Source organism: Massilia alkalitolerans DSM 17462 (assembly GCF_000427785.1).
Lineage (GTDB): Bacteria > Pseudomonadota > Gammaproteobacteria > Burkholderiales > Burkholderiaceae_D > Telluria > Telluria alkalitolerans.
In genome coordinates, this window is record NZ_ATYR01000007.1 from 202,363 (window position 1) to 222,425 (window position 20,063).

A 20,063-nucleotide genomic window follows, 5' to 3' on the forward strand; every position below is an offset into this window, starting at 1 on the left:
GCCGGCCCGAGGGCCGGCATGGCGGTGGAACCCCGTGAGGGGAAGGTCAGGCGTAGCGGCGGGCTTCGCCGCTGCCGAACAGGTTGCTGGTGCAGCGGCCGCACAGGCCGGCATGCGCATGGTCGTGGCCGACGTCGCGGCGGTAATGCCAGCAGCGCTCGCACTTTTCCGCTTCCGACGGGGTCACGGTCACTGCTTCGTTGGCGGCGTCCGCCACCTGTTCCACGCTGGCCTGCGAGGTGATGAACACGAACTTCAGGTCATCCTCGAGGCTGGCCAGCAGCTGGAATTTCTCGCCCGCGGCCTTGATCGCCAGTTCCGCCTGCAACGAGGAGCCGATGGCGCCCGAGGCGCGCACTTCTTCCAGCTGCTTGGTCACGTCGGCACGTACTTCGCGCAGCGCGGCGTACTTGGCCAGCAGGGCTTCGCCGTCCGCGACGTCCGGGAAGGTCCACAGCGTTTGCGTGAAGATGGTCTCGTCGCTCTGCGCATAGGCCTGCTGGCCCGCGAACACGGCCCAGGCTTCCTCGGCGGTGAAGGACAGGATCGGGGCCATGACGCGCAGCAGCGCATGGGCGATGTGCCACAGCGCGGTCTGGGCCGAGCGGCGGGCCGTCGACTCGACGCCGGTGGTGTACAGGCGGTCCTTCAGGATGTCGAGGTAGAAGCCGCCCAGGTCTTCCGAGCAGTAATTCTGCAGGCGCGCCACCACCGGGTGGAACTCGTAGCGCTCGAAGTGACCGGCGATGTCGCCCTGAAGCTGGGCCATCGCGGCAATCGCGTAGCGGTCGATCTCGAGCAGCTCGGCCACCGGCACGGCATCCTTCGCCGGGTCGAAGTCCGAGGTGTTCGCCAGCAGGAAGCGCAGCGTGTTGCGGATGCGTCGGTAGGATTCGGTGACGCGCTTGAGGATCTCGTCGCCGATCGACAGCTCGCCGGTGTAGTCGGTCGAGGCCACCCACAGGCGCAGGATGTCGGCGCCGAGGGTATCGGAGATCTTCTGCGGCGCCAGCGTGTTGCCGAGCGACTTCGACATCTTCTTGCCGTTCTCGTCGACGGTGAAGCCGTGGGTCAACAGCGCCTTGTACGGCGGACGGCCGTTGAGCATCGAAGAGGTCAGCAGCGAGGAGTGGAACCAGCCGCGGTGCTGGTCCGAGCCTTCCAGGTAGAGGTCGGCCGGGAAGGCGGACTGCTCCTTGTGCGAGCCGCGCAGCACGGTCTGGTGGGTCGAGCCCGAGTCGAACCACACGTCCAGCGTGTCCTTGTTCTTCTCGTAGTTGGCGGCGTCCTCGCCCAGCAGTTCGCTCGGCTCCAGCTGCTGCCAGGCTTCGATGCCTTTGGCTTCGATCAGCTTGGCGACCTGCTCCAGCAGCTCCGGGGTGCGCGGATGCAGCTCGCCGGTTTCCTTGTGCAGGAAGAAGGCCATCGGCACGCCCCACTGGCGCTGGCGCGACAGGGTCCAGTCCGGACGGTTGGCGATCATGCCCTGCAGGCGCGCCTGGCCCCAGTCCGGGAAGAATTGGGTCTCGGCGATGCCGGCCAGCGCGGTTTCGCGCAGGGAGGGGCCGCCGTCCTTCGGGGTGACGTCCATGCCGGCGAACCACTGGCTGGTGGCGCGGTAGACGATCGGGGTCTTGTGGCGCCAGCAGTGCATGTAGCTGTGGTCGAACATCTTCAGTTCGAACAGGGCGCCGGCGGCGCGCAGGGCTTCGCAGATCGGCTTCGACGCTTCCCAGATGGTGAGTCCGCCGAACAGCGGCAGAGTCGAGGCGAAGCGGCCGTCGCCCATCACCGGTTTCAGGATCTCGTCGTCCTTCATGCCGTGCGCCTTGCAGGACTGGAAGTCTTCCAGGCCGTAGGCAGGCGCCGAGTGGACCACGCCGGTGCCGCTGTCGGTGGTCACGTAGTCGGCCAGGTAGACCGGGGAAGTGCGGTCGTAGAACGGGTCCTGCGCGTGCAGCGGATGCTTGAAGCGGAGGCTCGCCAAGCTGGCGCCCAGGGTGGTGGCGATGATTCGACCTTCCAGCTTGTAGCGCTGCAGGGTGGCCTCGACCAGGTCCTGCGCCAGGATCAGCAGCAGCGGCTGGCCGTCACGTTCGGCCTGCACCAGCGCGTACGTCACTTCCGGGTTGGCGTTCAGGGCCTGGTTCGACGGGATGGTCCATGGGGTGGTGGTCCAGATCACGATGAAGCCATTGGTGGTCGGCAGCTGCGCCAGGCCGAAGGCCGCGGCGACTTTCTCCGGTTCGGCGAACGGGAAGCCGACGTCGATCGCCGGGTCGCGCTTGTCCTGGTATTCCACTTCGGCCTCGGCCAGTGCCGAGCCGCAGTCGAAGCACCAGTTCACCGGTTTGAGGCCGCGGTACACGTAACCTTTCTCCAGCAGCTTGCCGAGGGCGCGCAGCTCGTCCGCCTCGTTCCCGTAGGCCATGGTCATGTAGGGGTTTTCCCATTCGCCCAGCACGCCCAGGCGGATGAAGCCGGCACGCTGGCGGTCGATCTGCTCGAGCGCGTAGGCGCGCGCCTTCTGCAGCACCTCGGCGGTCGGCAGGTTCTTGCCGAACTGCTTTTCGATCTGGATCTCGATCGGCATGCCGTGGCAGTCCCAGCCCGGCACGTAGGGCGCGTCGAAGCCGGCCATGGTGCGCGATTTGACGACCATGTCCTTCAGGATCTTGTTGACGGCGTGGCCGAGGTGGATGTCGCCGTTCGCATACGGCGGGCCATCGTGCAGGATGAACTTCGGACGGCCGGCCGCCGCCTTGCGGATGCGCTGGTAGATCTTCTTGTCCTGCCACTGCTTGACCCAGCCCGGCTCGCGCTTGGCGAGGTCGCCGCGCATCGGGAAGGGGGTGTCGGTCATGTTGACCGGGTATTTGCTCTCTGGCTTGGCGCCCTTCTGGGCCTTGTTCTGGACGGGTTTGGTATCGGACATAAGGTTTTTCTCTAGGGGATTCGGTTCAGTCTCGCGGCGGGGCCGCGTGTGCGCCGGTTTCGGCCGGCTTGCCTGGAAGGTGTCAAATGCGAGGCGTCAAATTCGGTCGGTCGCGGTGAGCGCGCCGTTACGGTGCGCGAAGAAGGCGCGTGCCTGGACGGCGTCGCGCTCGATCGCGTCGGTGAGCGTGGGCAGGTCGACGTATTTCTCCTCGTCGCGCAGCTTGGCGAGGAATTCGACGCGCACCAGCTTGCCGTAGGCGCTCTGGTCGTAGTCGAACACGTGCACTTCCAGCAGCATGCGTCCCTGGTCCTCGACGGTAGGGCGCACGCCGAGGCTGGCGACGGCCGGCAAGGGCTGCTCCGCCAGGCCGTGCACCTGCACCACGAAGATGCCGGCAAGGGCAGGGCGGTGCGCCACGCGCAGGTTCAGGGTCGGGAAGCCCAGCGTGCGGCCGAGCTTCTGCCCATGGATCACGTGGCCCGACATGGCGTAGGGGTGGCCGAGCAGCTGCTGGGTGGCGCCGAAGTCGCCGGCGGCAAGCGCTTCGCGCACGGCCGAGGACGAGATGCGGCGCTCGCCCAGCATCACGGCATCCAGGGTCGCGACCTGGAAGCCGTACTCGCGGCCGGCTTCCTGCAGCATGGCGATGTCGCCCGCACGCCGGGCGCCGAAGCGGAAGTCGTCGCCCACCATCAGCCATTTGACGTGCAGGCCGTCGACCAGCACGCGCTCGATGAAATCGCGCGGCGACTGGGCGGCGAAGTGTTCGTTGAAATGCTCGACGATGACGCGATCGATGCCGGCGGCGGACAGGTCTTCCAGCTTGTCGCGCAGGTTGGCGATGCGGGCGGGGGCTTTCGACAGGTCGCCCATCTTGCGGGCGAAGTATTCGCGCGGGTGCGGTTCGAAGGTCATCACGGCGGCTTCGATCCCGAGCGCCATGGCGGCGCCGCGCACGTGCGCCAACAATGCCTGGTGGCCGCGGTGGACACCGTCAAAGTTGCCGATCGTGAGGGCGCAGGGTGCGCGCGCCCTGTCGTTGGGTAGTCCGCGAAATACCTTCATCAATGCTTCCAGTGGCGCAGCCGGCCGGTCCGGCGCGAAATACCTGATTATACGGTAACTCGCATGTTGCACAGCAACGAAGCCCCCGGAGAGGGGGATGCGTTGGCGCAATAAAAAACGCCGCCTGCGAACAGGCGGCGTTTCGGATCGCTCGACCGGGAGCGCTCGCTCGTCCGATCAGGCGATCGGACGGTTGATCGCCATGATCCAGTAGCGGGCCAGGTCGGCGCTGCCGTCCTTGCCGCCGACGGTCTTGAGCGTGCTGATGGCCTGCTGCTTCTTGCCGGCTGCGGCGTAGGCTTCGCCCAGGCGCAGCTTGGCTTCGTCAGCGTAACGCAGGTTGCCGGCCTTGATGGCGGTTTCCATCATCTTCAGACCCTTGTCGGCCTGGCCAGCCTGCACCAGCGCGTAGCCGAGGCCCACCAGCGCGTCGTTGTCCTTGGCGGCGGTGTATTCGGCTTCCAGGGCGGCGACGCCCTTGTTCTGCTCGGCCAGGTTCTTCTCGGCCAGGTCCTTCAGGCGCTTGTGACGCTCGGCGTCCGCACCGGTGCCCAGGGCGCCGGCCTTGTAGCCCTTGTCGATGACCTTCAGCGCTTCGGCCGGAGCTTTCGCCTGCAGCACCAGCTGGGCCATTTCCATGAACTCGCTTGGCTTCTTCATCAGGTTGTTGGCCAGCTTCAGACGGTACACGTCCACTGCCAGGCGGCCCGAGAAGCCAGGCTTGCCCTGGACGCGGTTCAGCAGGTCGTTCCAGTACTGGGCCTTCGGGTAGCCGGCGGCCAGCTTCTCGATGGTCTGCACGTAGCCGGCCTTGTCGTTCTTCTTCAGCTGGATGTTGGCCAGCATGCCGAGCTCGTCTTCGCTCAGGCGGCCGCTCTGTTCGGCTTTGCGCAGTTCCTGCTCGAGCGCGGCGACATTGCCCTGCTTGTAGTAGTTCTGCAGCAGGTAGGCGCGCAGCTTCGGATCGTTACCCTTCTGCAGCAGCTTCAGGATGGCGGCGTTCGCCTTGTTCAGGTCGCCGGCGCGCATGTAGATGCCGACCAGGCCTTCCGAGAACTGCGAGCGCTCGGACGCGCTCAGCTTGCCCGAGTCGAGCAGCTTTTCGAACGAGGTGGCCGCAAGGCCCCAATCGCCGGCCGACGAAGCTGCCGAGGCGCGCACGCGCTCGATCAGGAAGCGTTCGTCATCGGTCTTTGCTGCCTTGTCCGCGTCGCGCAGGGCGGCCAGTGCGCCCTTGGCGTTGCCCTGTTTCAGCAGCGACTGCGCCTGTTGCAGCGGCTTGCCGACTTCCGGACGCAGGGTGACCGCAGCGTGCACAGGAGCCAGGCCAACGACAGGGATGGTTGCAGTGAAACCGAGGGCGGCCAGTGCGAGGCCAAGGTGTGCGAGACGGAATTTAATCATCTGAAAACATCCTTCTTCAAAATGGACACGGCAGGGAAACCCTGCCGTGTTGGTCAAACATGGATCGATTACTGGAACTGCTCGTTACCGACCATGCCGATCTTGGTGACGCCGAGACGCTGAGCGGTTGCCATGACACCGGCCACCACCTTGTACTCGACCAGCTTGTTCGGACGCAGGTGCACTTCCGGCTGGTTCGGCATCGCAGCGACGCCGTTCATCTTGGCTTCCAGTTCCGCGCGATCCGAGACTACCTGGCCATCCCACAGGATGGTGCCGTCGAAGTCCACGTCGATCGTCACGACCACCGGTTTCTCATTCGTCTGCGGTGGCGGGGTGCCGACCGGCATGTTCAGATTGACCGAGTGGTTTTGTTTCGGAATCGTGATAATCATCATAATGATGAGAACGAGCAGGACGTCGATCAGCGGCGTCATGTTCATTTCCATCATCGGTTCCGGATCGGCTCCTTTAGCGGAGCCCGAACCTACGTTCATGCCCATGGTGTTTCCTTTTCAAATGTTGGGGTCTCGGACGCGATATCAAGGTCTCCTGAGAAACCTCGATATCGCGGACAGGGTGTTAGCCCTTGTCAGGCGGTTCGATAACGAAACCGACCTTCTGAATCCCAGCACGTTGTGCCGTGTAGATCACCCGGCCGATCGATTCGTAGCGGGATTCCTGGTCGCCACGAACTTTCACTGCCGGCTGCGGCACTTTCACCGACTGCTCCGCGAGGAACTTGAACAGCTCGTCCGTGTTCGCGATGCGGGTCTGGTTGTAGTACATCTCGCCATCTTTGTTGATGGTGATGTTGACGTCTTCCGGCTTGGTCTTGGTGACCTGGTTCGTTTCTGCAGGCAGGTTCACTTTCTGCAGGTTCAGAACCACCGGGCTGGTGATCAGGAAGATGATCAGAAGAACCAACATGATGTCGACTAGCGGCGTCGTGTTGATCTCTGACATCACGGCATCATCATCTCCGGAATCGGAGCCGACACTCATCGACATGATTAACCAGCCTTCTTGGCGCCAGCAGCAGCGTTCGAGGTCGACATGGCGCCCGAGATCAGGACCGAGTGCACGTCAGCCGAGAACGAACGGACGTCTTCCATGACCGACTTGTTACGACGAACCAGCCAGTTGTAACCCAGAACCGCCGGGACTGCAACGAACAGACCGAATGCGGTCATGATCAGTGCTTCACCCACCGGGCCTGCCACTTTGTCGATCGACGCGTTACCCGACATACCGATGGCGGTCAGCGCGTTGTAGATGCCCCAGACGGTACCGAACAGACCGATGAACGGCGAGGTCGAACCGACGGTTGCCAGGAACGACAGGCCATCCTGCAGGCGCGACTGGACGCGGTCCACGGCGCGCTGGATCTGCATGGTCACCCAGGTCGACAGGTCGATCTGCTCGAGCAGGGCGCCGTCGTGGTGCTGGGTTGCCTTGGTGCCGGTTTCAGCGATGAAGCGGAACGGCGAGCCTTCTTTCAGCTGAGCCGAGCCAGCGGCGATCGACGGTGCTTTCCAGAACTTGGCCGAAGCTTCCTTCGACTGGCGCATGATCTTCTGCTGGTCGATCAGTTTGGTGATGATGATGTACCACGAACCGATCGACATCAGTGCCAGGATGATGATGGTGCCCTTGTTGACGAAGTCGCCTTCTTCCCACATGGCTTCGATGCCGTACGGGTTGTGGACTTCTTCGGTAGCGCCTTCGGCGGCAGCCGGTGCAGCTGCGTCAGCCGGAGCAGCTGCAGCGTCGGCAGCCGGTGCTGCTGCGTCGGCAGCCGGGGCAGCCGCGTCAGCCGCCGGAGCGGTGGCGCCTGCAGCAGGAGCGTCAGCGAAGGCCGGTGCGGAAACCAGGGCCGATGCCGCCGTTACCGAGAACAGGACAGCCGCCAGCATAGCGGACAAACGGGTATTCTTAAACATGCTTCCTCCAAAAATATAAAAATAGACAGTTCGCTGAACTATTGACAACGAAAATCATTGAGTTGAGACGATGTTCCGTCTCGGTTTTATTCCAGCGTCCAGACGTACTGCACCGCTGTCCACGCCTGTTGCGGCTGACCATCTACAGTGGCCGGCTTGAATCGGCATTTGCTCAGGGCCGATTGTGCGGCCCGATCCAGATCGCGGAAGCCCGACGACTTCTGCAGCTTGGATTCCATCACTCGACCATCGGCCCCGATCAGGAACTGCAGGGTCGTGGTACCGGTTTCTTCGTTACGCTGCGACGAACGCGGATATTCCGGACGTGCGCAAGTGTTAAAGTCGGCGACTGCTTCGGTACGGCTCGGACCTGCAGCACGCGGCGGCGCCGGTGGAGCTGGCGGCGCCGGCGGAGCCGGGGGGGCCAGAGTCGTGGTCGGCGGCGGCGTATTGGTCGCCGTCGTGATCGCGTTCTGCGGCGGCGGCGGCTGCTGCACCTGGACTTCGACCGGCGGGATGAACGGCGGTGGCGGAGCCTTCATTTCCGGCGGCGGCGGCGGCGGCGGCGTTTCCGGCGGCGGCGGCGGCTTCACCTCTTCAATCAGTTTTGTTTCAACAGCCTCGGTTACCTTGGTGACGATCCGGGTGCCCAGGCCATTGATAAATGCCCAAGCCACCACCACGTGCAACAGGATAACAATGGCGAGACCGGTGTAATTCCTGCCCGGGTTCTTATCATGCGTAAAATTCATGCCATCTTTCTCCAATACCAACTCTTTTTTGTTGCCACTAAACCCACTAAACACGACAAAAATCTAGGGCCGCATCCGGGACATCAAAGAATTATACCTACGAATTCTTTTTTGAGGAGACATTTTTACACCCCCGAAGGGATGCTAACTGCCTGTAAAAACAGGCAAAGAAGCCCATCTATACAAGTCCCGCGACCGGTCGTGCGTGGTCCAGAAAGCAGGGGTGAATTGTAATTTTATGTAGCAGTTCTCCTCCATCTGTGGATCGTGAGGCACCTAACCCGGTTTTGCCGAATTTTCCATGCCAAAGCGGTCACATAACAAATTTCATATGATGACATCTTGGTATTTACGAAAACTATAGCCAGTTTTGCGGAAGCAGCGCGTACTGTTGAGCAGCCCTGGAACCCGCTTCTGCCCCACGAAACGCATAGCTAAAAGTCATGGGCAAAGCGCGTCTTGATATGCTTCAGTTGTGCGTTTGATAACCGGTTTGCGGATATCTGCTTCTCATGCATAGCAAAACTACATGGAATTTGGCGTTTTGAACAGTGTGTTCGCGCACTCAAGCGCAAAAAAATTACGTCGAGGTGGTCATTTGGTTGGGGAGGGGGTAGTAAAACGAGGCGCGGGGCGATAGAAGGCGCTGCTAGGTTGCACAGGTAGACTTGTTCTCCGTGCAGAAGCCACATGCATCGTCAATCTCGACGCCAAATGGCCGCTCGAGACGCCCGGCCGGCGCTTGCAAGGACATCAAACGCATGCTTGATGCAAATTGGTCCAGCCGAAATGGTCAGCGCAGGCATTATTACAGGAAAATTGCTTGGGCGGCGCGGCTGAGTACGTAAAAATTTTAGAGGGATGGCTCGGCTTGCCGTAGCGCCGCCCGGCGCCAGGAATCGGCGCCGGCACCTTGCGCTGGACAAGCCTGGCGCGGCCGCTGCCATTCCAACTCGGCAGGCCGCCTGGCCCAGAGGGAAGGGCAGCCGCCGGGTGGCCGCTGCCGGGCCTTCGGCAAGGATGAAGCGGCCTTCAGCGGCCGCGCTTCTCGCGGCGGCACTCGAGGAAGCTGACGACGTGGCCGCTCGGGTCCACTGTTTCCAGCCTGACATCGAACCCCCACAGGCGCGCGACGTGCTTGAGCACTTCCTGCGCCTGCTGGTTCAGCGGCCGTCGGTTGAACTGCGTGTGGCGCAGGGTCAGGGCGCGGTCGTCGCGGGTATTCACCTGCCAGACCTGGATGTTCGGCTCGCGGCTGCCGATGTTGTACTGCTCGGCCAGCTTGTGGCGCACGTAGCGGTAGCCCTGTTCGTCGTGGATCGCCGAGATCGTCAGCTTGTCGCTGCGGTCGTCATCGAGCACGGCAAAGAAATGGAATTCGCGGATCAGCTTGGGCGACAGGTACTGGGCGATGAAGCTCTCGTCCTTGAAGTTGCGCATCGCGAAGTCCAGGGTCTTGATCCAGTCGCTGCCCGCGATGTCCGGGAACCAGGCGCGGTCTTCATCGGTGGGGTCTTCGCAAATGCGACGAATGTCGGTCATCATCGCGAAACCAAGCGCATACGGGTTGATCCCACTGTAGTAAGGACTGGTTGCCGGCGGTTGGTAGACGACGTTCGTATGGCTCTGCAGGAACTCCAGCATGAAGCCGTCGCCGACGATGCCTTCCTTGTACAGGTCTTGCAGGATGGTGTAGTGCCAGAAGGTGGCCCAGCCTTCGTTCATCACCTGGGTCTGGCGCTGTGGATAAAAGTACTGCGAGATCTTGCGCGTGATACGCACCAGCTCGCGCTGCCAGGGTTCGAGCAGCGGCGCGTATTTCTCGATGAAGTAGAGCAGGTTTTCTTCCGGTTCCGGCGGAAAGCGGCTCGGCGCCGTACTCGTCACCTGTTCCTCGCGCAGCGGCAGGGTGCGCCAGATCGCGTTGACCTGCGACTGGGCGTATTCCTCGCGCTCCTTCTGGCGCGCGGTTTCCTGCGCCACCGACAGCTTGGCCGGCCGCTTGTAGCGGTCGACGCCATAGTTCTGCAGGGCGTGACAGGAGTCGAGCAACTCCTCGACCGCGTCGATGCCGTAACGCTGTTCGCACTCGGCAATATAGTTCTTCGCGAAGACCATATAGTCGACGATGGCGTCGGCATCGGTCCAGGTGCGGAAAAGATAGTTGCCTTTAAAGAAGGAATTGTGCCCGTAGGCAGCATGGGCAATGACCAGGGCCTGCATCGTCAGGCTGTTTTCCTCCATCAGGTAGGCGATGCAGGGATTCGAGTTGATGACGATCTCGTAGGCAAGGCCCATCTGGCCGCGCTTGTAGCTTTTTTCGGTCGTCAGGAAGTGTTTGCCGAACGACCAGTGGTTGTACGACACCGGCATGCCGACGGACGTGTAGGCGTCCATCATCTGCTCGGCGGTGATGATCTCGAGCTGGTTGGGGTAGGTGTCCAGGCCGTAGCGCTTGGCCACCCGCTTGATTTCCTCGTGCGCCTGTTCGATCAGGTCGAAGGTCCACTCCGATTGGTCGGGCAGGGCGCGCGGATTGTTGGGGTCTCTTGGCATGGCGGGCCTCTTACTTTGGCTGCTTCTTGAACAGCTCGCGGAAGACCGGGTAGATGTCGGCCGGGGTGACGATCTTCTGCATCGCAAAATTCTTGTGGTGGTCGGCCACCTCGCAATACTGCTCCCACAGGTTTTGCGGCGGACCGTCGGTGATCTCGACGTAGGTGTAGTACTGGACCCGCGGCATGATGGCGTTGTTCAGGATCTGCTTGCACAGCACCGAGTCGTTGTCCCAGTTGTCGCCGTCCGAGGCCTGGGCCACGTAGGCGTTCCAGTCCGCGCTGCCGTAGCGCTCGGTGAGCACTTTCTGCAGCAGGTGCAGGGCCGAGGACACCACGGTGCCGCCCGACTCGCGCGAATGGAAGAACTCGTTCTCGTCGACCTCGGCCGCGGCCGTATGGTGACGGATGAAGACGACCTCGATCTTCTCGTAGACGCGCTTGAGGAACAGGTAGAGCAGGATGAAGAAGCGCTTGGCGGTGTCCTTGCGCGTTTCGTCCATCGAGCCGGAGACGTCCATGATGCAGAACATCACGGCCGAGGTGCTCGGCTTGGGCACCTTGATCCGGTTCGAATAGCGCAGGTCGAAGGGATCGATGAAGGGAATCGCGTTGAGGCGGATGTGCAGATGGTGGATCTTGTCCTTCAGCTCGATCACCCCTTCGTCGTCGGAAGGCGCGCCTTCGTCGAACAGGGCCTGCAGTGCTTCCTCGGCTTCCCTCAGCTGGCGCTTGGCGGGGCCGCCGACGGCGATGCGGCGCCCGAGCGCGCCGCGCAGCGAGCGCAGCACGTGGATGTTGGAGGGCGTGCCGGACACGTTGTAGCCGGCGCGCTGGTTCTTGTACTCGATGGTCTGGCTGAGCTGCGTCTTGATCATGTTCGGCAGCTCAAGATCCTCGAAGAAATAGTTCATGAATTCTTCGCGCGACAGTTCGAAGATGAAATCGTCCTCGGTGGTCTGGTCGCTGTTGCCGGCGCGCCCGCGCCCGGCGCCGCCGCCGCCGCTGCGCGGGCGGTTGAATTGGTCGCCCTTCTGGTATTCGGTATTGCCCGGGTTGACGGTTTCCCAGACGCCCCCATGGGCATGGCCGAAATGGGGTTCGTTCACGTCCTTGACGGGGATCGTGACTTTCTCGCCGTTCTCGATATCGGTGATCGAACGGCCTTTGATGGCGCGGCCGACCGCGTCCTTGATTTGCGCCTTGTAGCGGCGCAGGAAGCGTTCGCGGTTGACCGCGGACTTGTTCTTGCCCTGCAAGCGACGGTCAATAAGATAAGTCAAAACTAGCCTCCGGTGGTGGCGGCTCGAAGAACCTGCTGCGCGTTGCATTTGCGGTCTGCGATGCTCACCGTACGTTTGTACGGTTGCGCTTCTCGACCGCAACTGCCGCCGCTCGCGACGGTTCTTCGAGCCGCCGATGCGTTGCGGGCGGACTGGCGACTGGCGGAACCTCGATAGGTCTATCTTAATACGCAGCGCAATCGCGTGTACGGCGCACGCCATTTTTTCGTAGCGTGCGCCGGCGCCGTGTCAGGAGGATTTCCTCACGCGCAGGTACCATTCGCACAGCAGGCGTACCTGCTTCGGCGTGTAGCCTTTCTCGACCATGCGGGCCACGAAGTCGGCATGCTTGTTGGCATCCTCGGCACTCGCTTTCGCATTGAAGGAAATGACGGGCAGGAGTTCTTCGGTGTTCGAGAACATCTTCTTCTCGATCACGCTACGGAATTTCTCGTAGCTGGTCCAGGCCGGATTCTTGCCGGCATTGGTGGCCCGCGCACGCAGGCTGAAGTTGACGATCTCGTTGCGGAAATCCTTCGGATTCGAAATGCCGGCCGGCTTCTCGATCTTCTCGAGCTCGGCGTTGAGCGATTCGCGGTCGAAGCTCTCGCCGGTGTCCGGGTCGCGGAATTCCTGGTCCTGGATCCAGAAGTCGGCGAAGGTCACGTAACGGTCGAAGATGTTCTGGCCGTATTCCGAATAGCTCTCCAGGTAGGCGGTCTGGATTTCCTTGCCGATGAAATCGACGTAGCGCTGCGCCAGGTGTTCCTTGATGTAGGACATGTAGCGCTGCTCGGTCTCCGGCGGGAACTGCTCGCGCTCGATCTGCTGTTCGAGCACGTAGAGCAGGTGCACCGGATTGGCCGCCACTTCGGTGTTGTCGAAGTTGAAGACCTTGGACAGGATCTTGAAGGCGAAGCGGGTCGACAGGCCGTTCATGCCTTCGTCCACGCCGGCATAGTCGACGTACTCGTGCATCGACTTGGCCTTGGGGTCGGTGTCCTTCAGGTTCTCGCCGTCGTACACCAGCATCTTGGAATAGATGCTCGAGTTCTCCGGATCCTTCAGGCGCGACAGGATCGCGAACTGCGCCATCATGCGCAGCGTGCCCGGTGCGCAGGGCGCCTTGTCGAGCGAGGAGTTGTACAGCAGCTTGTCGTAGATCTTGATCTCGTCGGACACGCGCAGGCAGTAGGGCACCTTGACGATGTAGATACGGTCGAGGAAAGCCTCGTTGTTGCGGTTGTTGCGGAAAGTCTTCCACTCGGATTCGTTCGAGTGCGCCAGCACGATGCCCTCGAAAGGAATCGCGCCGAAGCCTTCGGTACCCTTGTAGTTGCCTTCCTGGGTGGCCGTCAGCAGCGGGTGCAGCACCTTGATCGGCGCCTTGAACATCTCGACGAATTCCATCAGGCCCTGGTTGGCCAGGCACAGGCCGCCCGAGTAGCTGTAGGCGTCCGGATCGTCCTGGGCGTAATCTTCGAGCTTGCGGATGTCGACCTTGCCGACCAGCGAGGAAATGTCCTGGTTGTTCTCGTCGCCCGGTTCGGTCTTGGAGACCGCAATCTGCTTCAGGATCGACGGGTAGCGCTTGACCACGCGGAACTTGTTGATGTCGCCACCGAACTCGTGCAGGCGCTTGACGGCCCATGGGCTCGGAATGGCGCGCAGGTAGCGGCGCGGGATGCCGTAGTCCTCTTCGAGGATGGTGCCGTCTTCTTCCTCATTGAACAGGCCGAGCGGCGATTCGTTCACCGGCGAACCCTTGATGGCGTAGAAGGGCACGTGTTCCATCAGGCTCTTGAGCTTTTCCGCGATCGACGACTTGCCGCCGCCGACCGGGCCGAGCAGGTAGAGGATCTGCTTGCGTTCTTCGAGGCCCTGGGCCGCGTGGCGGAAGTAGGAAACGACCTGTTCGATCACTTCTTCCATGCCGTAGAAATCGCGGAAGGCCGGATAGACCTTGATCACCTTGTTGGCGAAAATGCGCGACAGGCGCGGGTCGAGGCGGGTGTCGATCAGGGTCGGATCGCCGATGGCCGCGAGCATGCGCTCGGGCGCGCTGGCATAGGTCAGGGGGTCTTTCTTGCACAGTGCGAGGAACTCCGACATGGAGTATTCCTCTTCGCGGGTACGCTCGTAGCGGGCGGTGTAGTTGTCAAAGATGCTCATTTCGAATGTCCTTCCTTGTGTACGAACAACGATCACGTCATGGCAGCCGACTGTGCAAGGGCTGCCTCAGGCCCCGGTCTTTATCTGGCGTACTCCTTGTCGGTCGCCCGCACCTGGCACCGGGATCGACGGGGCCGTGGATGCTGCGATTTTCTTGTTGTCGTCCCGGACGGAGCCGAATGTGGCTGGTCCGGTCTCCCGTCGGTTGGAGGGCGTCTTTTTTGCGTTTGTGAAATTTATTATGTGCCTATTAGTTCCCGAAGTCAAAGCAGTGTCGTGCGCGCAGGTACTGCATATACAAGTGCTTGAACCGTATAAGAAAAGTCCGTTTTTGAAGGGCTTGGCGAGCACTGAAAATGCTCCCTGAAACCTCCCCTTTTTCACGGTTCGGAAGCGGTTCGATTCGGCCCGCTTCAGGCTGCTTAAATATCAACTTTGTGAGCCGATAGTGCACGATATGCTCAAGCTGTGGCGCACGCAAACCGTCAATACGGCCCACCTGTTTTCGCCTATGGCACAGAGGGCGGACGGGCTTGCGTTACACTTGTCGGCCACGTCCCATCGAACACAGACCAGCGCCGGAGAACATCATGCTGCATCCCCAACTACGCAATATCCTGCAGAACATGCCGAAGGCAGAATTACACATCCACATCGAGGGTTCGCTGGAACCCGAGCTGATCTTTGCGCTGGCACAAAGAAATGGTGTATCGCTGCCTTACCCCTCGGTCGAGGCGTTGCGCCAGGCCTACGCTTTCAGCGACCTGCAGTCCTTCCTCGACATCTATTACGCCGGCGCCAGCGTGCTGCTGACCGAGCAGGATTTCTACGACATGACCGCCGCCTACCTGGCCCGTGCGCATGCCGACAATGTCCGACACACCGAGATCTTCTTCGATCCGCAGACCCATACCGCGCGCGGCGTGCACTTCGAGACTGTCATCACCGGCATCTGGCGCGCCTGCCAGGACAGTCCCATCAGCGCGACCCTGATCATGTGCTTCCTGCGCCACCTGTCCGAGGAAGAAGCGCTGGCCACGCTGGAGGAGGCGCTGCCTTACCGCGACAAATTCATCGGCGTCGGCCTGGACTCGTCCGAGGTCGGCCACCCGCCCGAGAAATTCGCGCGCGTGTTCGAGCGCGCGCGCCAGCTCGGCCTGCGCCTGGTGGCGCATGCGGGCGAGGAGGGCCCCCCGGCCTACATCGAGAGCGCGCTCGACGTGCTCAAGGTCGAGCGCATCGACCATGGCGTGCGCACCCTCGAAAGTCGCGAACTGACCGAGCGCCTGGCGCGCGAGGGCATGGCGCTGACCGTCTGCCCGCTGTCGAACATCAAGCTGCGCGTGTTCGACGTGATGGGCAGCCACAACCTGCGCGAGCTGCTCGACGCCGGCCTGGCCGCCACCGTCAATTCGGACGATCCGGCCTACTTCGGCGGCTACATGAACGACAACTTCATCGCCGCCTTCGAGGCGCTGCCGCTCGATGCCGGCCATGCGCGCCAGCTGGCCCGCAACAGCTTCGCCGCCTCCTTCCTCGACCCCGAGCGCAAGCGCGCCTTCCTGGCCGAGGTGGACGCGTTCTTCGCCCAGGCGATTCCCGCTGACACGGCAGCCGCATAAGAGGACACGATGCTCATCCAATCCCTCCGCATGACCGGGCGCGACTGGCGCGCGGGCGAGCTGCGTTTCCTGCTGGTGGCCCTGATCGTGGCGGTGTCGGCGCTGTCCTCGGTCGGCTTCTTCATCGACCGCATGCGCGCCGGCCTGAACCGCGACGCGCACCAGCTGCTGGGCGCCGACCTGCTGGTGAATGCCGACGATCCGATCCAGCAGCGCTGGAAAGAGGAGGCGAAGCGGCGCGGCCTGCTGGTCGCCGAAACGGCCGCCTTCCAGAGCATGGCGCAGGCCGGCGAGGGCGAAGCCTCGATGGCGCAGCTGTCCGCGGTAAAAGCGGTGTCGGACGGCTACCCGCTGCGCGGCCAGCTCAGCATCTCTACCGACCCCGACGACGCCAGCCGCGCCATCGGACAGAAAACCCGGGACACGCCGGCGCCCGGCACCGTCTGGGTCGACGCCAACCTGCTGCCGGCGCTGCGCACCGGGGTGGGCGGCAGCATCCAGCTGGGCGACAAGCAGTTCCGCATCGCCCAGCTGATCGCCACCGAACCTGACAAGGGCGCGGGCTTCTCCAACTTCGCGCCGCGCGTGATGCTGTCGCTGCAGGACCTGCCGGCCACCGGGCTGGTGGACGCGTTCTCGCGCGTCACCTACCGGCTGCAGGTGGCCTCGACCTCGAAGAATGACATGTCCGGCGTGGCGGCCTTCGAGAAATGGCTGCGCGCCGACATCGCCACGCGCAACGTGCGTGGCGTGCGCATCGAGACGCTCGAGAACGGCCGCCCCGAGATGCGCGCCACGCTCGACCGCGCCGACAGCTTCCTGTCGCTGGTCGGCCTGCTCTCGGCGATGCTGGCCGCGGTGGCGGTCGCGATGGCGGCGCGCCGCTTCATGCAGCGCCACCTGGACGCCTGCGCCATGCTGCGCTGCCTCGGCATGACCCAGAACCAGGTCGGCGCGCTCTACCTGATCGAATTCGCCATCGTCGGCCTGGCCGGCAGCATACTGGGCGTGGCGGTCGGCTTCGGCGCCCACTTCATCCTGATCCAGATGATCGGCAACCTGCTGCCGCCCGATTTGCCGCCGGTCTCGCCCCTGCCAGCGCTGCAAGGCATCGCCACGGGCCTGCTGCTGCTGGTCGGCTTCGCGCTGCCGCCGGTGCTTCAGTTGCGCAACGTGCCGCACAACCGCGTCATCCGGCGCGAAGCGGCGAGCCCGCAGCCGCTGGCGCTGGCCACCTATGGCCTCGGCGTCGGCGTGTTCCTGGCGCTCCTGCTGTGGCAGGCCGGCGACACCAAGCTGGCATTGATGACGGCCGGCGGCTTCCTCGGCGGCCTGGGCCTGTTCGCGCTGGTCGCCTGGCTCGGCCTGCGCCTGCTGCGGCAGCTGCGCGGCGCCTCGAAAAACCAGAGCTGGCGCTTCGCCATCACCTCGCTGCAGCGCCGCCCCGGCGCCACCGTGGTGCAGGTGGTGTCGCTGTCGCTCGGCCTGATGGCGCTGCTGCTGCTCACCGTGGTGCGCGGCGACCTGATGGCGGCCTGGCGCACGGCCACGCCACCGGATGCGCCGAACCGCTTCATCATCAACATTCAGCCCGAGCAGGCGCAGGGCGTCGAGCAGCAGCTGCGCGGGGCCGGGGTGCAGAACGTGTTCCTGTATCCGATGATCCGCGGCCGCCTGACCCACATCAACGGCGACCTGCTCACCCGCAACAGCTTCCAGAACGGCGAAGCGCGCCGCCTGGCCGAGCGCGAGTTCAACCTGTCGACGGTGGCGGACCTGCCCGAGACCAACGAGATCGTCGCCGGCAGCTGGTACAAGGATGGCCCGGGCGTGGCCGAGGCCTCGGTGGAGCAGAGCCTGGCCACCCGGCTGGGCCTGAAGCTGGGCGACGTCATGCGCTTCGACATGGCCGGGATGCCGGTGGAGGCGAAGGTGACCAGCCTGCGCAAGCTCGAATGGGGCTCGATGCGCGCCAACTTCTTCGTCATCATCAACCCGCAGGCGATGGCGAATGCGCCGAAGAGCTTCATGACGGCCTTCCACCTTCCTGGCAGCGCAGGGAATCTCACCAACAGCCTGACCCGCGCCTATCCGAACCTGACCGTGATCGACGTCTCCGGCATCATCCGCCAGCTGCAGGAGGTGCTCGACCAGGTGGTGGTGGCGGTCGAGTTCCTGTTCATGTTCACGCTCGCTTCCGGCGTGCTGGTGCTGTATGCGGCCCTGATGGGATCGCAGTCGGAGCGCACTCGCGAAGCGGGCCTGCTGCGCGCGCTCGGCGCCACCCGCGGACAGCTGGCGACGGCGCAGCGGATCGAGTTCGTGCTGGTCGGCGGCCTGTCCGGCGTGCTGGCGGCGACCGGCGCGGCGGCCATGGGCTGGGTGCTGGCCGAGTACGTGTTCAAGTTCCCGTGGAAGTTCGAGCCGCAGGTATGGCTGGCCGGCGTGGTCGTGGGAGCCCTCTGCGCGCTGGTCGGCGGCTGGCTGGGGCTGCGCAGCGTGCTGCGCCAGCCGCCGCTGCAGACCTTGCGCGAAGCCTGATTGCAACAACGCATTGCCGGGGTGGTCAGTGGCCACCCCGGCGCGCTATCATGGCGGCATGTCCGAACCGAACACCCCCGAAGCACAAACCCTCTATGAGGTGATGGGCGGCGCCGAGCGCCTGCGCGAACTGGTCGACCGCTTCTACGACCTGATGCAGCTGGAACCGGAATTCGCCGGCATCCACGCGATGCACCCGCAACCCAACGACAGCTCGCGCGACAAGCTGTTCATGTTCCTGTCCGGCTGGATGGGCGGTCCCGATCTCTTCGTCGAGCGCTACGGCCACCCGCGCCTGCGCGCGCGGCACCTAGGGTTCGCCATCGGCACCAAGGAGCGCGACCAGTGGCTGCGCGCCATGGCCTGGGCGATGGAAGACCTGGGCTACGACGAAGACCTGCGCATGCGCCTGATGCAGTCCTTCTTCAACACCGCCGACTGGATGCGGAACAAGGCCGACTGACGCATGGACATCGCCGAACTCCTGATCCTGCTGGCTGCGCTCGTGATCATCGCCCTGCAGCTGGTGCTGCTGTTGCGCGCGCGCGCCAACGGCGACGGCCGCCACATCGAACGCCTGGAACGCGAGCTGCGGCTCGAGATGCAATCCACCGCCCAGGCCACGCGCCAGGAGGTGGCGGGGCACATGGGCCAGTACCATGCCGCGGCCGTGCAGCAGTTCGACGGCATGCGCCAGCAGATGCAGCTGCAATCGAGCGCCGGCCGCGAAGAGCAGGCGCGCGCCCTCAAGCGCTTCGCCGACACCCTGCAGCTGACCCTGTCGCAGCTCACCGAATCGAATGCCCAGCGCATGCTGGAGGTGCGCGGCACGCTGGAAACCAAGATCCGCGACCTGCAGAACGATAACGCCAAGCGCCTCGAGGAGATGCGCCAGACCGTCGACGAAAAGCTGCACGCGACCCTGGAGACGCGCCTCACCGAATCGTTCAAGCAGGTCAGCGAGCGCCTGGAAAAGGTGCACCAGGGCCTGGGCGAGATGCAGCAGCTGGCGATCGGCGTGGGCGACCTCAAGCGAGTGCTCACCAACGTCAAGACCCGCGGCACCTGGGGCGAAGTGCAGCTCGAGATGCTGCTCGAGCAGGTCCTCACCAATGACCAGTACGCCAAGAACGTCGAGACCATCGCGGGCAGCGGCGCACGGGTCGAGTTCGCGATCAAGCTGCCCGGCGTGGTCGATGGCGGCCCGCCGCTGTGGCTGCCGATCGATGCCAAGTTCCCGAAGGAGCAGTACGAACGCCTGCTCGAAGCGGCCGAGATGGCCGATGCCGACGGCGTGGCGCGCGCCGGCGCCGAATTGGAACGCGCTGTGCGGGTGGAGGCGAAGACGATCTGCGAAAAGTACGTGTCGCCGCCGCAGACGACCGATTTCGCGATCCTGTTCCTGCCGACCGAAGGCCTGTACGCCGAAGTGATGCGCCGTCCCGGCCTGGCCGACGACCTGCAGCGCAGCTTGCGCGTGACGATCGCCGGCCCGTCGACCCTGAGCGCGCTGCTCAACAGCCTGCAGATGGGCTTCCGTACGCTGGCGCTGGAGAAGCGCTCGTCCGAGGTGTGGCAGGTGCTGGGTGCGGTGAAGACCGAATTCACCAAGTTCGGCGACGTGCTGGCCACCACCAAGGCGACGCTGGAGAAGGCCGCCAAGAACATCGAAAGCGCCGAGGTGCGCAGCCGCCAGATGGCGCGCAAGCTGAAGTCGGTGGAAGCGCTGCCGAGCGAGGCGGCGCAGTTGATGCTCGGCGGCGAACGCGTCGATGCCGAGGATTGATC

At 63.5% G+C, this 20,063-nt stretch carries 14 protein-coding genes; 4 read left to right on the forward strand and 10 right to left on the reverse strand.

Translation table 11 applies throughout. The features are described 5' to 3' along the window. Positions 1-46: 46 nt before the first annotated feature. The 10 genes from ileS to YWC_RS0110080 form a co-directional block, all read right to left on the reverse strand. On the reverse strand, positions 47-2,935 hold the full coding sequence (gene ileS, locus YWC_RS0110035; RefSeq protein ID WP_027865238.1) for an isoleucine--tRNA ligase: 2,889 nt from the start codon (positions 2,933-2,935) through the stop codon (positions 47-49). Between the two features lie 96 nt (positions 2,936-3,031). Beyond that, a complete protein-coding gene (locus tag YWC_RS0110040) occupies positions 3,032-4,003 on the reverse strand; it encodes a bifunctional riboflavin kinase/FAD synthetase (RefSeq protein ID WP_027865239.1) in 972 nt (323 codons plus the stop codon). Positions 4,004-4,180: 177 nt separating this feature from the next. After that, entirely contained in the window at positions 4,181-5,407 is a 1,227-nt protein-coding gene (locus YWC_RS0110045) for a tetratricopeptide repeat protein (protein ID WP_027865240.1), read from the reverse strand. A gap of 68 nt (positions 5,408-5,475) precedes the next feature. Then, positions 5,476-5,910, reverse strand: coding sequence for an ExbD/TolR family protein (locus tag YWC_RS0110050; protein ID WP_027865241.1), 435 nt, complete (start codon positions 5,908-5,910; stop codon positions 5,476-5,478). A 79-nt stretch (positions 5,911-5,989) separates the two neighbouring features. Then, the gene (locus YWC_RS0110055) at positions 5,990-6,418 is read right to left on the reverse strand and encodes an ExbD/TolR family protein (RefSeq protein ID WP_027865242.1); all 429 of its coding nucleotides are present in this window, start codon (positions 6,416-6,418) and stop codon (positions 5,990-5,992) included. Positions 6,419-6,420: 2 nt separating this feature from the next. Continuing rightward, complete coding sequence (locus YWC_RS0110060) at positions 6,421-7,350, reverse strand: MotA/TolQ/ExbB proton channel family protein (RefSeq protein ID WP_169728106.1); 930 nt, start codon at positions 7,348-7,350, stop codon at positions 6,421-6,423. Positions 7,351-7,436: 86 nt separating this feature from the next. Further along, positions 7,437-8,102 (reverse strand): energy transducer TonB, encoded by a 666-nt coding sequence (locus YWC_RS0110065; RefSeq protein WP_027865244.1) that lies wholly within the window; start codon positions 8,100-8,102, stop codon positions 7,437-7,439. Between the two features lie 1,032 nt (positions 8,103-9,134). After that, positions 9,135-10,658 carry a SpoVR family protein gene (locus tag YWC_RS0110070; protein WP_027865245.1) on the reverse strand — a complete coding sequence of 508 codons (1,524 nt, stop codon included), beginning with the start codon at positions 10,656-10,658 and terminating at the stop codon, positions 9,135-9,137. Between the two features lie 10 nt (positions 10,659-10,668). Continuing rightward, on the reverse strand, positions 10,669-11,940 hold the full coding sequence (locus tag YWC_RS0110075) for a YeaH/YhbH family protein (protein WP_027865246.1): 1,272 nt from the start codon (positions 11,938-11,940) through the stop codon (positions 10,669-10,671). A 249-nt stretch (positions 11,941-12,189) separates the two neighbouring features. Then, positions 12,190-14,112 (reverse strand): PrkA family serine protein kinase, encoded by a 1,923-nt coding sequence (locus YWC_RS0110080; protein WP_027865247.1) that lies wholly within the window; start codon positions 14,110-14,112, stop codon positions 12,190-12,192. 590 nt (positions 14,113-14,702) lie between these two features. Here YWC_RS0110080 and YWC_RS0110085 point away from each other — a divergent pair. From YWC_RS0110085 to YWC_RS0110100, 4 genes are read left to right on the forward strand one after another with little or no spacing between them, the layout of a single operon-like run. Further along, entirely contained in the window at positions 14,703-15,734 is a 1,032-nt protein-coding gene (locus YWC_RS0110085) for an adenosine deaminase (RefSeq protein ID WP_027865248.1), read from the forward strand. 9 nt (positions 15,735-15,743) lie between these two features. Beyond that, entirely contained in the window at positions 15,744-18,275 is a 2,532-nt protein-coding gene (locus tag YWC_RS0110090) for an ABC transporter permease (protein ID WP_027865249.1), read from the forward strand. Positions 18,276-18,333: 58 nt separating this feature from the next. Beyond that, a complete protein-coding gene (locus YWC_RS0110095; protein WP_027865250.1) occupies positions 18,334-18,738 on the forward strand; it encodes a group II truncated hemoglobin in 405 nt (134 codons plus the stop codon). Between the two features lie 3 nt (positions 18,739-18,741). After that, the gene (locus tag YWC_RS0110100; protein ID WP_027865251.1) at positions 18,742-20,061 is read left to right on the forward strand and encodes a DNA recombination protein RmuC; all 1,320 of its coding nucleotides are present in this window, start codon (positions 18,742-18,744) and stop codon (positions 20,059-20,061) included. The last annotated feature ends 2 nt before the right edge of the window (positions 20,062-20,063 follow it).

Bases quoted from the DNA above. Each gene is read 5' to 3' on its own strand.
- ileS (WP_027865238.1), bottom strand. From the start codon at position 2,935: ATGTCCGATACCAAACCCGTCCAGAACAAGGCCCAGAAGGGCGCCAAG.
- YWC_RS0110040 (WP_027865239.1), bottom strand. From the start codon at position 4,003: ATGAAGGTATTTCGCGGACTACCCAACGACAGGGCGCGCGCACCCTGC.
- YWC_RS0110045 (WP_027865240.1), bottom strand. From the start codon at position 5,407: ATGATTAAATTCCGTCTCGCACACCTTGGCCTCGCACTGGCCGCCCTC.
- YWC_RS0110050 (WP_027865241.1), bottom strand. From the start codon at position 5,910: ATGGGCATGAACGTAGGTTCGGGCTCCGCTAAAGGAGCCGATCCGGAA.
- YWC_RS0110055 (WP_027865242.1), bottom strand. From the start codon at position 6,418: ATGTCGATGAGTGTCGGCTCCGATTCCGGAGATGATGATGCCGTGATG.
- YWC_RS0110060 (WP_169728106.1), bottom strand. From the start codon at position 7,350: ATGTTTAAGAATACCCGTTTGTCCGCTATGCTGGCGGCTGTCCTGTTC.
- YWC_RS0110065 (WP_027865244.1), bottom strand. From the start codon at position 8,102: ATGAATTTTACGCATGATAAGAACCCGGGCAGGAATTACACCGGTCTC.
- YWC_RS0110070 (WP_027865245.1), bottom strand. From the start codon at position 10,658: ATGCCAAGAGACCCCAACAATCCGCGCGCCCTGCCCGACCAATCGGAG.
- YWC_RS0110080 (WP_027865247.1), bottom strand. From the start codon at position 14,112: ATGAGCATCTTTGACAACTACACCGCCCGCTACGAGCGTACCCGCGAA.
- YWC_RS0110085 (WP_027865248.1), top strand. From the start codon at position 14,703: ATGCTGCATCCCCAACTACGCAATATCCTGCAGAACATGCCGAAGGCA.
- YWC_RS0110090 (WP_027865249.1), top strand. From the start codon at position 15,744: ATGCTCATCCAATCCCTCCGCATGACCGGGCGCGACTGGCGCGCGGGC.
- YWC_RS0110095 (WP_027865250.1), top strand. From the start codon at position 18,334: ATGTCCGAACCGAACACCCCCGAAGCACAAACCCTCTATGAGGTGATG.
- YWC_RS0110100 (WP_027865251.1), top strand. From the start codon at position 18,742: ATGGACATCGCCGAACTCCTGATCCTGCTGGCTGCGCTCGTGATCATC.